The sequence below is a fragment of the Kribbella sp. NPDC002412 genome, from assembly GCF_053592935.1.
In genome coordinates, this window is sequence record NZ_JBSFBL010000004.1 from 94,799 (window position 1) to 108,488 (window position 13,690).

General features: G+C 67.7%; 13 protein-coding genes and 1 pseudogene. 8 read left to right on the forward strand and 6 right to left on the reverse strand.

Annotated features, from left to right (window positions below; genetic code table 11):
• Positions 1-146 precede the first annotated feature (146 nt).
• Genes ACWCOV_RS04720 through ACWCOV_RS04745 form a run of 6 tightly spaced genes read left to right on the forward strand, consistent with a single transcriptional unit; the run spans position 147 to position 6,341 of the window.
• Positions 147-1,169: a LacI family DNA-binding transcriptional regulator gene (locus ACWCOV_RS04720; RefSeq protein ID WP_449827861.1), complete on the forward strand. Its 1,023-nt coding sequence runs from the start codon at positions 147-149 to the stop codon at positions 1,167-1,169.
• The gene (locus ACWCOV_RS04725) at positions 1,170-2,762 is read left to right on the forward strand and encodes an FAD-dependent oxidoreductase (RefSeq protein ID WP_449827862.1); all 1,593 of its coding nucleotides are present in this window, start codon (positions 1,170-1,172) and stop codon (positions 2,760-2,762) included. It abuts the gene before it with no gap.
• 10 nt (positions 2,763-2,772) lie between these two features.
• Entirely contained in the window at positions 2,773-4,023 is a 1,251-nt protein-coding gene (locus ACWCOV_RS04730; RefSeq protein ID WP_449827863.1) for an ABC transporter substrate-binding protein, read from the forward strand.
• On the forward strand, positions 4,020-4,958 hold the full coding sequence (locus tag ACWCOV_RS04735) for a carbohydrate ABC transporter permease (protein ID WP_449827864.1): 939 nt from the start codon (positions 4,020-4,022) through the stop codon (positions 4,956-4,958). The genes ACWCOV_RS04730 and ACWCOV_RS04735 overlap by 4 nt, the downstream gene beginning before the upstream one ends.
• Positions 4,948-5,778 carry a carbohydrate ABC transporter permease gene (locus ACWCOV_RS04740; protein WP_449827865.1) on the forward strand — a complete coding sequence of 277 codons (831 nt, stop codon included), beginning with the start codon at positions 4,948-4,950 and terminating at the stop codon, positions 5,776-5,778. The genes ACWCOV_RS04735 and ACWCOV_RS04740 overlap by 11 nt, the downstream gene beginning before the upstream one ends.
• A gap of 38 nt (positions 5,779-5,816) precedes the next feature.
• Positions 5,817-6,341 (forward strand): dihydrofolate reductase family protein, encoded by a 525-nt coding sequence (locus ACWCOV_RS04745; protein WP_449827866.1) that lies wholly within the window; start codon positions 5,817-5,819, stop codon positions 6,339-6,341.
• Positions 6,342-6,361: 20 nt separating this feature from the next.
• On the opposite strand, the gene ACWCOV_RS04750 is transcribed toward ACWCOV_RS04745, so the two are convergent.
• The 4 genes and pseudogenes from ACWCOV_RS04750 to ACWCOV_RS04765 all read right to left on the reverse strand — a co-directional run bounded on the left by ACWCOV_RS04750 (position 6,362) and on the right by ACWCOV_RS04765 (position 9,620).
• Positions 6,362-7,189 carry a hypothetical protein gene (locus ACWCOV_RS04750; protein ID WP_449827867.1) on the reverse strand — a complete coding sequence of 276 codons (828 nt, stop codon included), beginning with the start codon at positions 7,187-7,189 and terminating at the stop codon, positions 6,362-6,364.
• A gap of 292 nt (positions 7,190-7,481) precedes the next feature.
• Positions 7,482-7,643, reverse strand: a pseudogene (locus tag ACWCOV_RS04755) (methyltransferase domain-containing protein); the annotation flags it as partial.
• Positions 7,604-7,948 (reverse strand): methyltransferase domain-containing protein, encoded by a 345-nt coding sequence (locus ACWCOV_RS04760; RefSeq protein ID WP_449827993.1) that lies wholly within the window; start codon positions 7,946-7,948, stop codon positions 7,604-7,606. The gene ACWCOV_RS04760 and the pseudogene ACWCOV_RS04755, both read right to left, overlap by 40 nt.
• 244 nt (positions 7,949-8,192) lie before the next feature.
• Positions 8,193-9,620, reverse strand: coding sequence for a helix-turn-helix domain-containing protein (locus ACWCOV_RS04765; RefSeq protein WP_449827868.1), 1,428 nt, complete (start codon positions 9,618-9,620; stop codon positions 8,193-8,195).
• A 71-nt stretch (positions 9,621-9,691) separates the two neighbouring features.
• On the opposite strand from ACWCOV_RS04765, the gene ACWCOV_RS04770 reads away from it, so the two are divergent.
• Entirely contained in the window at positions 9,692-10,480 is a 789-nt protein-coding gene (locus ACWCOV_RS04770; protein WP_449827869.1) for a DapH/DapD/GlmU-related protein, read from the forward strand.
• On the forward strand, positions 10,477-11,691 hold the full coding sequence (locus tag ACWCOV_RS04775) for an acyl-CoA dehydrogenase (RefSeq protein ID WP_449827870.1): 1,215 nt from the start codon (positions 10,477-10,479) through the stop codon (positions 11,689-11,691). The genes ACWCOV_RS04770 and ACWCOV_RS04775 overlap by 4 nt, the downstream gene beginning before the upstream one ends.
• A 39-nt stretch (positions 11,692-11,730) precedes the next feature.
• Here ACWCOV_RS04775 and ACWCOV_RS04780 read toward each other — a convergent pair whose 3' ends face one another.
• On the reverse strand, positions 11,731-12,210 hold the full coding sequence (locus ACWCOV_RS04780; protein WP_449827871.1) for an NUDIX domain-containing protein: 480 nt from the start codon (positions 12,208-12,210) through the stop codon (positions 11,731-11,733).
• A gap of 499 nt (positions 12,211-12,709) precedes the next feature.
• Positions 12,710-13,690 (reverse strand): porphobilinogen synthase, encoded by a 981-nt coding sequence (gene hemB, locus ACWCOV_RS04785; protein WP_449827872.1) that lies wholly within the window; start codon positions 13,688-13,690, stop codon positions 12,710-12,712.

Below are 13,690 nucleotides of genomic sequence, written 5' to 3' on the forward strand. Positions count from 1 at the left end.
TGCAGCGAGTGTTCTCCGCCGGATCGGCGCCGGTCAACACCTCGTCGCTGCTAATCCGCATTACCACTGGAACGAACCCTTGACGCTCCCTCGAACGCCGTTCTACGGTTCCCTGGCAATGCGTATTACTGCGAAGGATTGAGCGGATGCCGGACAGAGCCACACGACTCACCCAGCGCGACATCGCACGGCTGGCGAAGGTCAGCCAGACGACGGTGTCGCTGGTGCTGAACAACCGCAGCGACGCGACCGCGCGGATCCCGGCCGAGACCCGGGACCGGGTGCTGAAGGTGATCCGGGAGACCGGCTACCAGGCCGACCCGCTGGCCCGGCGGATGCTCAAGCAGCGCAACCAGATCCTCGGCGTGTTCACCTACGAGTCGGTGTTCCCGAGCGCGAGTGGCGACTTCTACCACCCGTTCCTGGCCGGCATCGAGGACCGCGCCGAGCGGCTCGGCTGGGACCTGCTGCTGTTCACCAGCGCGCCGGTGACGGCGGGCCGGCGGCGGATCTTCCATGAGAACAACCGGCTCCGGATCGCGGACGGCTGCCTGCTCCTCGGTCGCCAGATCCCGTCCGACGAGCTGGCCCGGCTGATCGCCGAGGAGTACCCGTTCGTCTCGGTCGGCCGTCGCGACGACGCCGGCGGCCCGGTCCCGTACGTCGGCGCCGACTACGCCACCGCGACGCGGATCGTGGTGGAACGGGCCCAGGCGCTCGGCCACCGCAGGATCGCCTTCGCCGGGCCGGGCGCCGGCGCCGAGTCCTCGGCCGACCGGATGCAGGGCTTCCGGCAGGCGGCCGGCCGCGCGCCACACCTTCCGACGGCCGACCGCTCCGGCGGCGACCTGCTCGACGACCTGCTCGACCGCAAGGTGACCGCGGTCTTCGTCGAGGAGCGGGCGGATGCGGTCGCGCTGGCCGAAGCGGCCGCCCAGCGAGGCGTCGCCATCCCACACGACTTGTCCGTCATTGCGCTCGGTGACTCGACGCGGCCGGCCGAGAGCGACATCGACTTCAGCGGCTTCCACGTCCCGCGCCGGGCGATGGGCCTGCAAGCGGTCGAGCTGCTGGAGGCCGTGCTGAGCGGTACGGCGACCGAACGCCAACTGCTGCTCCCGTGCGAACTCACCGACGGAACCACTCTCACACCACCGAAAGGTGTCTAGATGCATACCGATGTACTGATCGTCGGCGGCGGTCTCGGCGGAGTCGCCGCGGCGCTCGCCGCCCTGCGGGCCGGCCGCTCGGTGGTCCTGACCGAGGAGTTCGATTGGCTCGGCGGCCAGCTGACCAGCCAGGCCGTGCCGCCGGACGAGCACTCCTGGGTCGAGCAGTTCGGCGTCACCGCGTCGTACCGGGCGCTGCGGGAGGGAATCCGCGACTACTACCGCCGGCACTACCCGCTGACCTCGGCGTCGCGCGCGGCGACGCAGCTCAACCCGGGCGCCGGGTACGTGTCGAAGCTCTGTCACGAGCCACGGGTCGCGCTCGCGGTGCTCGAAAGCATGCTGGCGCCGTACCGGGCCAGCCGTCGGCTGCAGGTCCTGCAGCCCTTCCGGCCGGTCGCCGCCGACACCGACGGCGATCGCGTCACCGCGGTGACCGTGGAACACCGGGACGCGGGCGATCAGTTGACGATCACCGCGCCGTACATCCTGGACGCGACCGAGACCGGTGAGCTGCTGCCGCTGACCGGGACGGAGTACGTGACCGGCTTCGAGGCGCAGAGCGAGACGGGTGAGCCGAGTGCGCCGGCCGAGGCGCAGCCGCTCAACATGCAGGCGGTGTCGTACTGCTTCGCGATCGACCACGTCGACGGCGACCACGTCGGCGACAAGCCGGCCAACTACGCGTTCTGGCGGAACTACCAGCCGGCGTTCTGGGGTGACCGGCTGCTGTCCTGGACGGCGCCCAACCCGCGCACGCTGGAGAGCTCGGTGCGGACGTTCACGCCGAATCCCGACGACGACCCGCTCGCGGTAGTCGCGGACCAGCGCCGGACCGGCGGCGACACGAACCTGTGGACCTTCCGCCGGATCGCGGCCCGCCGGCACTTCGAGCCGGGCGCGTACGAGAGCGACATCTGCCTGGTGAACTGGCCGATGATCGACTACTTCGAGGGCCCGGTCATCGACGTACCGGACGCGGCCAAGCACCTCGACGCGGCGAAGGAGCTCTCGCTGGCGGTGCTCTACTGGCTGCAGACCGAGGCCCCGCGTTCCGATGGCGGCGTCGGTTTCCCCGGGCTGCGGCTGCGCGGCGACCTGCTCGGTACGGACGGTCTCGCGCAGGCGCCGTACATCCGGGAGTCCCGGCGGATCAAGGCCGAGTACACGATCGTCGAGCAGGACCTGTCGGTCGCGGTCCGCGGCGATCGCGGCGCCGTCGAGTACGGCGACAGCGTCGGCGTCGGGATGTACCGGATCGACCTGCACCCGTCGACCGGCGGGGACAACTACATCGACGTGGCCAGCAGCCCGTTCCGGATCCCGCTCGGGGCGCTGATCCCGCGCCGGGTGGAGAACCTGCTGCCGGCGAACAAGAACCTCGGCACCACTCACATCACCAACGGCTGCTACCGGTTGCACCCGGTCGAGTGGAACATCGGCGAGGCCGCCGGCCTGCTCGCCGCCTTCTGCTTGGACCGTGGCGTCAGCCCGCGCGCGGTCCGCAACACTCCCGCCCTGCTCGGCGAGTTCCAGGCCCGTCTGGTTGCTCAGGGCATCGAACTCGGCTGGCCGGACGTCACCGGCTACTGATGGAGGACTCATGAAGCTACGCGCGCTGACCGCGGCCGCCACTGCCGCGGTGCTGCTGACCGCCTGCGGCGGGGGCTCCGGCTCCTCCGGATCCTCCGGGGAGGGACCGGTCGACCTGCGAATGACGATCTGGAGTGCGAACGCCAAGCACCTGGCGCTGTTCGACCAGATCGCCGCCGACTACAAGAAGGACCACCCGGAGGTCGGCAAGATCACCTTCGAGGCGATCCCGTTCGAGAGCTACACCACCACGCTGACCACGCAGATCGGCGGCGGCAACGTCCCGGACCTGGCCTGGATCTTCGAGAGCACCGCCCCCGACTTCGTCAGCTCCGGCGCGCTCGAGGAGATCGACAAGGACGCCGACCTGCTGCCGAGCACGACCGCCAACTGGGAGAAGGACGGCAAGCTGTACGCCTACCCGTTCTCCACCTCGCCGCTGGGCGTCTTCGTCAACACCGACCTGGTGACGGCGGCCGGGCGACCGACGCCGGCGCAGCAGATCGCGGCCGGGACGTGGACCTGGGAGGAGGCCGCCAAGACCGCGGCCGCCGTACAGGCCAAGGGCAAAGGCGGGCTCGTGGTCGGCGACTTCGACTTCAAGGGCTGGGACACGCTGAACGCGATCTGGGCCGGCTGGGGTGCGCGGCCGTGGAGCGAGGACGGCAAGAGCTGCCAGTTCGACCAGCCGGCGATGGTGGACGCGATGACGTTCGTCCACAAGCTGGTCTTCACCGACAAGGGCATGCCGGGTCCGGGCGTGACGAAGGACTTCTACGCCGGCGACTCGGCGATGGTGCTGACTCAGATCAGCCGGGCCGCGCTGCTGGAGAAGGCGAAGTTCAAGTGGGACCTGGTCCCGCTCCCGGAGGGTCCGGCCGGTGAGTACTCGGTCGTCGGCCAGGCCGGCATCGGGGTGCTGAAGCGGGGCAAGAACGCCGACGAGGCGAAGGAGTTCCTCGCCTACTTCAGCAACGCGGAGAACTCTGCCAAGCTCGCGCAGTTCTTCCCGCCGCCGCGCAAGGCGCAGCTCACCACCGCCACGCTGGCCAAGGCCAACCCGCTGCTCAAGCCCGCGCAGCTGGAGAGTGTCGTGGTCAAGGGCATCGAGCGCGGCACGATCAAGCCCAGCCACACCGGGTACGCCGAACTGCAGCAGACCGTCCGGGCCGCGCTCGACCCGCTGTGGAAGCCGGACGCGGACGTGAAGACCGTGCTGTCGGACGTGTGCTCGAAGATCAACCCGCTGCTGGCGAAATGACACTGTTGCTGGAGAAGCCGGCCGCGTCGGTGGCGCCGGCGGACAAAGCGCCGTACTGGACGATGCGGCGGCGCGACGAGTTGGCCGGTTGGCTGATGGTCGCGCCGCAGCTCGCCGGGATCGTTGCCTTCGTCATCGTGCCGCTCGGGCTGGTCGTCTGGTACAGCGTGCACGAGTGGAACGTGCTGGCCGGTTCCTTCACCTTCGTCGGGGCCGACAACTACACCGCTCTGGCTGACGACAAGCAGCTCGGGCCGGTGCTCCGGGCAACGGGTTTGTTCTCGGCGGGGCTCGTCGTGCTGAACCTCAGTCTGGCGTTGTTCCTCGCCGTACTGCTGAACCAGAAGCTGCGCGGCACAGTCGTCTTCCGGACGCTGTTCTTCTCACCGGTCGTGGTGACGCTGGTCGCGTGGACGATCGTGTGGGGGTTCCTGCTGCAGGACAACGGCGGGGTGAACGCCTTCCTCGACGTCTTCGGCATCGACGGGCCGAACTGGTTGCGCTCGGGTGGTACGGCGATGGTCTCGGTGATCGTGGTCCAGCTGTTCAAGAACGTCGGGCTGAACATGGTGCTGTTCCTGGCCGCGTTGCAGGGCGTGCCGGCCGAGCTCTACGAGGCCGCCAAGATCGACGGTGCGTCCGCGTGGGCCCGGTTCCGGCGGGTGACGCTGCCGCTGATCAGCCCGACCATCCTGCTCACGATGATCCTGACGATCGTCGGGTCGCTGCAGGTGTTCGCGCAGATCGCCGTACTGACCCAGGGCGGTCCGGGGACGTCGACGACAGTGCTCGTGTACTACCTGTATCAGCAGGCGTTCCAGTTCCATCACTTCGGGTACGGCTCGGCGCTCGCGTTGCTGCTGTTCGGCATCGTGCTCGTGCTCACGGTGATCCAGTGGCGGATGCGCCGGAGGTGGGTGTTCCATGAGTCCTAAGGTCAAGGTGCTCGTGTACGGCGTACTTCTGGTGTGCTGCGTGCCGTTCGTGTTCCCGATCTGGTGGATGGCGACGACCTCGGTGAAGCCGGTGACCGAGATCTTCGCGTTCCCGCCGTCGTTGCTGCCGGGGTCGCCGACGCTGGACGCGTACCGGCAGGTGTTCGAGCTCCAGCCGTTCGGGCGGCAGTACGTGAACAGTCTCTACATCGCCCTGGCGGTGACGATCCTGACGCTGGCGGTGTCCGCGCTGGCCGGGTACGCGTTCGCGCGGATCCGGTTCCGGGGCGCCGGCGTGGTCTTCGTGATCGTGCTGACCGGGCTGCTGGTGCCGAACGAGGTGACGATCATCCCGCTGTACCGGATGTTCGACACGCTCGGCCTGGTGGACACCCACTGGCCGCTGATCCTGGTCCCGGCGCTCGGGGCGCCGAGCGTGCTGGCCACCTTCATCATGCGGCAGTTCTTCATCACGCTGCCCGGTGAGCTGGAGGAGGCCGGCCGGGTGGACGGCCTCGGCCGGTTCGGCCTGTTCTGGCGGGTCTGCCTGCCACTGGCCCGCCCGGCGATCGGCGCGGTCTCGATCTTCACCTTCCTGCACAGCTGGAACCTGTACCTGGAGCCGATCGTGTTCCTGTCCAGCAAGGAGAAGTTCACCATCCCGCAGGCGCTGACACAGTACGTCGACGCCTACGGCGGCCCGATGTGGAACACCCAACTGGCAGCGGCAACGCTGTCCGCGCTCCCGGTCCTGGTCATCTTCGTGCTGGCCCAACGCCAGTTCGTCGAGGGCCTCGCCCAGACCGGGCTGAAGGGCTAGTCCTGGGAGTTGTTGCGGCCGCGTGGAAAAATGTCTTCGTGAGTTTCCACGCGGCTGTTTTCATCGCCACCAGTCTCGACGGGTACATCGCGCGGCCGGACGGGTCCATCGACTGGCTCACCACGCGCGGCGAACAGGCCGGCGACACCGGGTACGACGAGTTCATGGCGTCGGTCGACACCGTCGTACTCGGCCGGAACACCTACGAGAAGGTGCTCAGCTTCGACTTCTGGCCGTACGAGGGCAAGCAGGTCGAGGTGCTCAGCACCACCCTCGACCCGGACGCCGACGAGCGCATCATCGTGCACCGGACCCTCGACGCCCTGATCGAGACCCTGAACGACCGCGGCGCCAAGCGCGTCTACACCGACGGCGCCCGTGTCATCCAGACCTTCCTCCGCGCCGGCCTCCTGAACGAGCTCACCATCACCACCGCCCCCGTCCTGCTCGGCACCGGCATCCGGCTGTTCGGCGACCTCGACTCCGACATCGCTCTCACCCACAACGCCACCCGGACCCTCAAAGCCGGCTTCACCCAATCCGACTACACCATCCACCGCTGACGCTGCCGGTTGCTCCCAGGTCAGCGGTCAAGGGTCTGCGCGGGCCCGTCGGGCCGCTGCCGGCGGTCCTGCTCACCGGCGGTGGCCCGCTTCTGCTGAGCTGATTGGGGTGTCGGGTTCGTGCCGGCCCGGATGGCCTTGGCGAGGTCGGAACTGTCCCGAGCGGCCCCATAGGCCCCCTTCCTGGCCTCCCGGATCTTTGCGCGCAACTCCTCGACGCTGTCGCCCGCGGTCCTGACCTCACCCTCGACCTGCGCAGCGACCTCACGAATATCGTCCGCGGTCAGCACCTGGTAGACGTCCGTACCCGGCCGTCGATTGACCACCCGGTCGAGCTGGTCGAGCGCGGCAGAAATCCGCCGGCTGCCCGCGTCCACACCCTCCATCGCGGACTTCACCGTGCCCTCGAGCTTCTCCAGCCGCCCCCGCAACTGCTCATTCCTCTGATCGGGCAGGTCACCGGCCTGCTCGAGCAGTTTCCGGCCGGCCGCGAGACAGGCGGCGCTCCGCTCGAGATTCTCCCGAATCTTCAGGAGCCGCACATCCGCCCGGAACACGTCCTTCCACAGATCCTTGGCCCGATCCCGCGCAACCCGCGCGTCCACGTCAGGCGCCAGAGCCTGCCGCCCGTCCTCAGGCTGGTGGTTCAGCTCGACGATGCCGTCCTCGACCCCGCGCACCATCTCATCGGCCTGATTCGCAAAATCAGCCGCGTACCCAGCCGCCTGCCGAGCCCACATCAACTGCTCCGCAGCCCGCCCCGCCAACTCCCCCGCCTCATCCCGGGAAACCACCACACCCACCTCACCTCTCGCCAGACCCGAGAGCGTAAACCCCCACCAGTCCACCGCACGGGCGTCAGAGCCTGCTTGCGCCCGGCCACCGCAAAGCAGACGACGCCAGAGCAGAGCCGCCCTTTCCGCTCGCCTTCCTCGAGCTCGGCCCAGAAAGCCTCGGTGTCGTCGATCAGCTGGTCCAGGCGGGTGCCCAGGAGCATGCGCAGGAGGGCGACGGTGTTCTGGATAACCGTTGCGCGCAGGCGCACGTCGTGAAGGCCGGCCTTCATCAACATGCGCGGCAACCGCCGCCCCGCATCCGGTGTCGCCAACTCATCCGCGAACCCGCGGACCAACTCGGTGGTCAGTGCGCGATCCGACCCATTGAGGAAGACGCCCGGCATCGACCTCCGACACCACGACCACCCCCAGGCCGTGTCACCCGCACCATCTCGCGTAGGGCGCTCTCCCGATCCCGCATCGCCATCAACACCCGCTCCGCCCCGCACCGATCGAACGTCGCGTCCCCGAACGCGAGCCCCCCGCATCCCCCTCGACAACCTCCACCGCCAACCCGCTCCCCGCCACACGCCTCCGAGCCTCAGCGACCATCGCCGCACTCACATCCAGCCCGACAACGCGCCCGCCCACCCCAACCATCTCCGCGATCTCGACCGCATCCACACCAGTGCCCAGCCCCACGTCGAGCACCCTCATCCCCACCTGCACGTCCAGCAGCTCCAAGATCAGGCACTTGACCTCCAACTCCCCCCAGCCACCGCCGCGCATCCAAGAACCGCACAAAGTAGTCCCCACCCACCCCATCAACATCGCCAAACCCCGCGGGCCCCTCCTCCAGCCACATCCCCACCTATCCAAGCCATGCACACTGCGCCCCCGACATCTCGCAGCGATCTCACGCCCGTCTCACCGGTCCAAACCCATTGCCTCGTTCAGATCTGGCGACTTGTGGGCATGCCAGCAGTCGGCTCTAGGACCCCAACAGGACCAGTACGGTCGATTGACGCCGACTTATGCCGACGACGCATGGAGAAACGCGGACTCGGGCAGAGGCTCAGACAACGCCAGTGCGCGCCGCGAACTCGCGCAGACCTGGAACGCTGTTGTGGCGGGAGCCGGATAGCAGATCACGAGTGAGCTGCTGTGCCCAGGGCCGGAATCGGACTTCCTGCGGCGTATCGCGGTCGGCAGCGACAAGTGCCTGAAATGCCGCCTCTGGCCGGCCACGGCCGAGCAGGGCCAGAGCGGTGTCTTCCCAGTAGCGGGCGCGACGTTCTGGGGAGGCGATGCGGGTGGGATCGACCAAGCGGGCGTAGTCGATGGCGATTCCGAAGTCGCCTAGAACGCGCGACACACTGATCTTGTAGACAGCCAGTTCGAGGGGGTTGAATCGCTCGTCGTGTGTGGCGCCTACTCGGCGCGCTGCGTCCTCAGTCTCGGTGAGTAGCGTCCAAGCGGTGTCTCGGTCGTCGCATAGAGCGGCTGTGTAGGAGGCAGCAGCAATCAACTGTCCATACATCGCGGCCGTTCCGGCGCTCGCCAGGCCGGTGTCGGAGTGCAACTGACGGGCGGCGTCGAGCATCAGCCGCTGTGCGCCGGCGCGGTGGTGGTGTGTGCGCCGCATTACAGTTGCCGCCAGGCGGCGCGCGTCAGCGAGCACCATTGGGTCGTTACATGAGTGGGCAGCCTGAACGGCCCGGTCCGCGGTGGCCCATGCCATCCCGTTGTCGTGCAGCTTGATCAGGAGCTGCGTGGCCAGGTTGTAGGCGTCTGCAAGGTGGCCGGCCGCCCGCGGTGCATCGGTGGTGTTGGCCGCGTCGCGACCGGCAACGGACTGGGCAAGCAGCCGCGGTAGGCGGCGAGCGAGCTGACTGTAACGCGTGGCGCGGAAGTCCGCACGGGCTGCAGCGATTTGTGCGGCGAGCTGGTTGCCCGGAATCGGTGCGGCGGTGGTACGGCCGAAGAGCACATCCTCGATGGTCTCGGACATGCCCTGGGCCACGGCTCGCTGATCCAGGGGCAGCACAGCCGCGCCGGTCACCACAGCGGCGGTCGTCGCGAGCAGGTCGCGTCGTCGCATCGGATCACCATCCTCATCGACACCTGTGCTCAGGCTAGCGGCGCTCGTGTCAAAGATCGGTCGCGACAGTCCGAACAGGTGCGCAGGGATAGCGAACACCTCAGCGAGACGGCGAAGGTCGCGCACGTCCCAGGTGCGATGCGGCTTGGTCTCCATCCGGCTAAGCGTCGAGGCGGAGACGCCAGCGAGCTTCGCGGCGTCCTGCAGAGTCAAGCCTGCAGCCACGCGGGCGGTTCGGAGGACTGTGCCGAATTCGCCACGACTGGCCGCCGCTATGACGGCCGGCATCGTGGCCCAGGCGGTGCGAGCGCTCAAACGGTCACCTCCATCCATCGATGGCGGGAGTTTGAGCGTGACGGATGTTTGCAGGTTGTGCAAGCCGGTTGCATCCTCAGTAGCCATGTCTTCGATCCGGGTGCCCCGCCCGCTGTGCTGGAGCCATCGAACCCGCTGGGAGACAAGGGGATCCCGCCATGATGCATCTGCCTACACCGGCCGCCACCCCGGCGACCGTCACTGACTTGGTCCGAGCCGGGCTGCTGGAGCTCGACGACGGCTGCCAGATCCACCCTTCAGCCGTGTTTCTGCCGACCGACATGCTGGGCACGACCCGTCCGATTGTGCTCGGCCGCCGGGTCATCGTTGGGGCATTCGCGATAGTGCATGGCGGTGCCACAATCGGCCGAGACACTCATATTGGGCACCGGGCAGTTGTTGGCGAGCCGGAGTACGGATACGCCGTGCGTCGTGTCTACCAAGGTGCCGGTGTACCGACGATGGTCGGCTCCGGCGTCGTGATTCGCGCCGGAGCCACGATCTATGCCGGAGTGGTCGTCGGTGACGACACTACGATCGGACATAACACGCTCCTGCGCACCAACGTGAAGGTCGGCTCCCACAGTCAGCTCGCGGCGAACCTGACCATCGAGCGCGGCTGCAGTATCGGCAACGGCGTGCGCTGCTCGCCCAGCTCCCACTTGACCGCCGACACCGTCGTCGAGGACAGGGCATTCATCGGTGCTGGAGTGCGCACCATCAACGACAAGGAGCTGATCTGGCGCGATCCCGACAACGAGAAGCCGCTGCTGCCGCCATCATTCGCGTACGGCTGCAAGATCGGCTCGGGGGCGGTCATCCTCGCAGGAGTCGCCGTAGGCGAACACGCCCTCGTCGGAGCCGGGTCGGTTGTGACCAAGGACGTACAAGCCCGGTCCATCGTGTACGGCGTCCCAGCAACGGAACGCGGGGAGGTCGCGCCATGACCAGTGTTTCGGTCTGGCTGGACCCGCTGCGGACCAGCATCGGCGAGATCGACAACACGGGCTGGCGGGATCTCCTCCGCTTGGCCGACGACGTTGCCACCCTCTGCGCGGACGCACCGCCAGCGTCCGATGGCACGGTACGGTCGCAGTGGCTCCTGCATTTGCGCCGAGAACTGGCCATCTGTCGGCGCGGACCCGCGGACGGACAGGGCAGCCTGGTGTGGCAAACACTCGCGCAGTTCACCGCCGGGTTTCATGACTTGGATCTGCGTGACGCGACCGGTCCGGGGCATGGGTCGATGATTCTCGTCGACGGCAATACTCACTCTGCCGCCCGCTGGTGTAAACGCTTGGGGGCCGGCGAGTTGGTCGGCATCGCCGCGACCGAACGGCACGGCGGCTCCCGGATCCAGGAAATCACCACTCGCGCGGTTCTATGCCGCGACGGCACCTGGCGGATCAGCGGCGAGAAATGTTGGGTGTCGCGATTGATGGAGTCAGCCGGATTCGTGGTGTTCTTCCGCGACCCGGATGGACGCATCAGCGCTGCGATCGTCGACGGCGATCGGCCTGAGCTGGAGCGCGAGGTCATCGAACCTCTCGGGCTAGGAGGCTGGTCATGGGGCGTGCTTCGCCTGCGAGAGGTGCCTGTGAATCCGGAATCCGACCTCGTCGGTCGGCCTGGTGACGGCCTTGGAGTCTTTCGGCGCCACTTCACTCGTTTCCGGCCACTGGTCACCGCCACCGCACTGGGCACCGCCGCCGGAGTGCATACCCTGGTCACGGACGCCCTGGCCGCCAAGGCAAGGGTTGGAATGCTGCCCCGGATCCGCGACAACGCCCTGGTAACTCTGGGACGTTCTCACGCCGAGATCACAGCTGCCCTCCTGGCCACCATAACCACGAGCCGCCTCGCAGCTGAGGGCAGTCCGCATGCCGACCTCGCCGCGCGAGTCGGAAAGGCAGCTGGCGTAGACACTGCCGTCCGCGTGGTGGCGGACCTAGCACCGTTGCTTGGCGCAACCGGATTTCAACGGGCGCACCCGGTCGCCAAAGCTCGCGCCGATCTGACCGGGTTGCTGTACGCCGACGGCATTCACGACAGCCTTTACCGATCAGGCGGGATCAGTTTGCTGACCGCCTCGAACACCAACACCCGGCCGCCACTGGCTGGCATCGCGACTGCCGACCACTACGACACAGCGGCCTGACACCCGACGGCGCGTTGCACCATGACGGGGAGCGCGTCGTCACGGCATGTCGAAGCCGTTCTCCAGATCGAGCGCTGCGCCTTCGGCTTTGGCTCGCAACGCGGCAATCACACGCCTGGCCAGCAGGGGCGACATCCGCTGTTCGATCTCCGCCCGATCGCACCATGCCCAGCGGGACAGTTCGTCAGGGGGTAGGTGGATATCGGCCGTGCTCTGCTCATCGAGAGTGCCGCCGTCATACACGAACATGACCCCCTCCGTGCGATCCGGCCTGGGTGGCACCCAGTCCACCACCAGTAGCGGGCCCAACGCGACCGTCTTGCCCAGTTCCTCTTTCACCTCACGCACTGCTGCCTGGCGCGGAGACTCATTCTCCTCGACGCACCCGCCTGCGATTTCCCAGTAGTCCTTGTACACAGGCTCTACGAGCAGGGCTCGCCCCGAGACATCAGTGAACAAAACACCCGCACCCATGCGTTTGCGAGGGAGCTTCGCGGTGTAATCACCAGATGAAGTCATTTCCGCAGGCTACCCCTTCGGGCGGCCGTATCCACTAGTTCATCAGTACGTTGCCAGCTGCCCCAATGTGTCGACTGCATGGCGTACACGAGCACGTAGGGAACGCATCTGCCAGGTGGTTGTGCTGGGCACCGATAGGATCCGTCTCGCCTTGTTGGATCCATCGAGCGATTGGTCAGCGACTCAAGATCCATACGCAATGCATCCTTGATGGGGTCGGGTGCCTAGCGATCCGACGAAGGCACAGCTGCGAAGTGCGCCTGCGGGCTCGCCCGGTCGGCTTGACGGGCAGTCAGCTTGCGGACGAGCGCCGACCTAGTCGTCGATTGCGCGCGACGAAGGAGTGCGCAGGAGGCCGGCGATAGCCGGCAAGAAAGCTATGGGCGGGTGGGAGCGCGCGTAGCGGACGCGACGAAGGAGCGGCTGCGTAGCACGCGTGGGGCTGACCCCAGTCGGCGGGACGACGGAGAGGTTGAGGAGCGCGGGGGTGGGGCAGCAGTTAGCGGTGGAGGAGGGGGACTGCGTCGGTGGCCCAGTAGGTCAGAATTGTGTCGGCGCCGGCTCGGCGGATGGAGGTGAGGGTTTCGAGGATGGCGCGGTCGCGGTCGATCCAGCCGTTGGCGGCGGCGGCTTCGACCATCGCGTACTCGCCGGAGATGTTGTAGGCGGCGACCGGGACGTCCACGTGGTCGCGGACCTGGCGGATGATGTCCAGGTAGGCGAGGGCCGGCTTCACCATCACGATGTCGGCGCCTTCGGCCACGTCGAGGTCGACCTCGCGGAGGGCCTCGCGGGCGTTCGTGTTGTCCTGCTGGTAGGTCTTGCGGTCGCCCTGCAGGGACGAGCCGACGGCCTCACGGAACGGGCCGAAGAAGGCCGACGCGTACTTCACGGAGTACGCCAGGATCACCGTGTCCTGGAATCCGGCCGCGTCCAGCGCCGTACGGACGACCCCGACCTGGCCGTCCATCATCCCGGACGGGCCGACGACGTGCGCGCCCGCGGCCGCCTGCGCGACACCCATTTCGGCGTAGATCGCGAGCGTCGCGTCGTTGTCGACGCGGCCAGAAGAGTCCAGTACGCCGCAGTGGCCGTGGGACGTGAACTCGTCCAGGCACAGGTCCGACATCACCAGCAGCGCGTCGCCGACCTCGCTCACGGCGTCCCGGATCGCGACGTTGAGGATCCCGTCCGGGTCCACGCCACCGGAGCCGGTCTCGTCCTTCGACGTCGGTACGCCGAACAGCATGACGCCACCGAGTCCGAGCTGAGCCGCCTCGGCGACCGCCTTGCGGGCGGAGTCGCGGGTGTGCTGGTACACGCCCGGCATCGACTTGATCGCGATCGGCTCGCGGGCGTCTTCCCGGATGAACATCGGCAGGATCAGCTGCCGCGGTTCCAGGGTGGTCTCCGCGACCAGCCTGCGCATCGCCGCCGACGACCGAAGCCGCCGCGGCCTGACCTCCGGGAATCCAGCCAC

What these genes read in the sequence shown, in the direction of transcription:
- ACWCOV_RS04720 (WP_449827861.1), top strand. Translation starts at nt 147, where the DNA reads ATGCCGGACAGAGCCACACGACTCACCCAGCGCGACATCGCACGGCTG.
- ACWCOV_RS04725 (WP_449827862.1), top strand. Translation starts at nt 1,170, where the DNA reads ATGCATACCGATGTACTGATCGTCGGCGGCGGTCTCGGCGGAGTCGCC.
- ACWCOV_RS04730 (WP_449827863.1), top strand. Translation starts at nt 2,773, where the DNA reads ATGAAGCTACGCGCGCTGACCGCGGCCGCCACTGCCGCGGTGCTGCTG.
- ACWCOV_RS04735 (WP_449827864.1), top strand. Translation starts at nt 4,020, where the DNA reads ATGACACTGTTGCTGGAGAAGCCGGCCGCGTCGGTGGCGCCGGCGGAC.
- ACWCOV_RS04740 (WP_449827865.1), top strand. Translation starts at nt 4,948, where the DNA reads ATGAGTCCTAAGGTCAAGGTGCTCGTGTACGGCGTACTTCTGGTGTGC.
- ACWCOV_RS04760 (WP_449827993.1), bottom strand. Translation starts at nt 7,948, where the DNA reads ATGTTGATGGGGTGGGTGGGGACTACTTTGTGCGGTTCTTGGATGCGC.
- ACWCOV_RS04765 (WP_449827868.1), bottom strand. Translation starts at nt 9,620, where the DNA reads ATGGCTACTGAGGATGCAACCGGCTTGCACAACCTGCAAACATCCGTC.
- ACWCOV_RS04770 (WP_449827869.1), top strand. Translation starts at nt 9,692, where the DNA reads ATGATGCATCTGCCTACACCGGCCGCCACCCCGGCGACCGTCACTGAC.
- ACWCOV_RS04775 (WP_449827870.1), top strand. Translation starts at nt 10,477, where the DNA reads ATGACCAGTGTTTCGGTCTGGCTGGACCCGCTGCGGACCAGCATCGGC.
- ACWCOV_RS04780 (WP_449827871.1), bottom strand. Translation starts at nt 12,210, where the DNA reads ATGACTTCATCTGGTGATTACACCGCGAAGCTCCCTCGCAAACGCATG.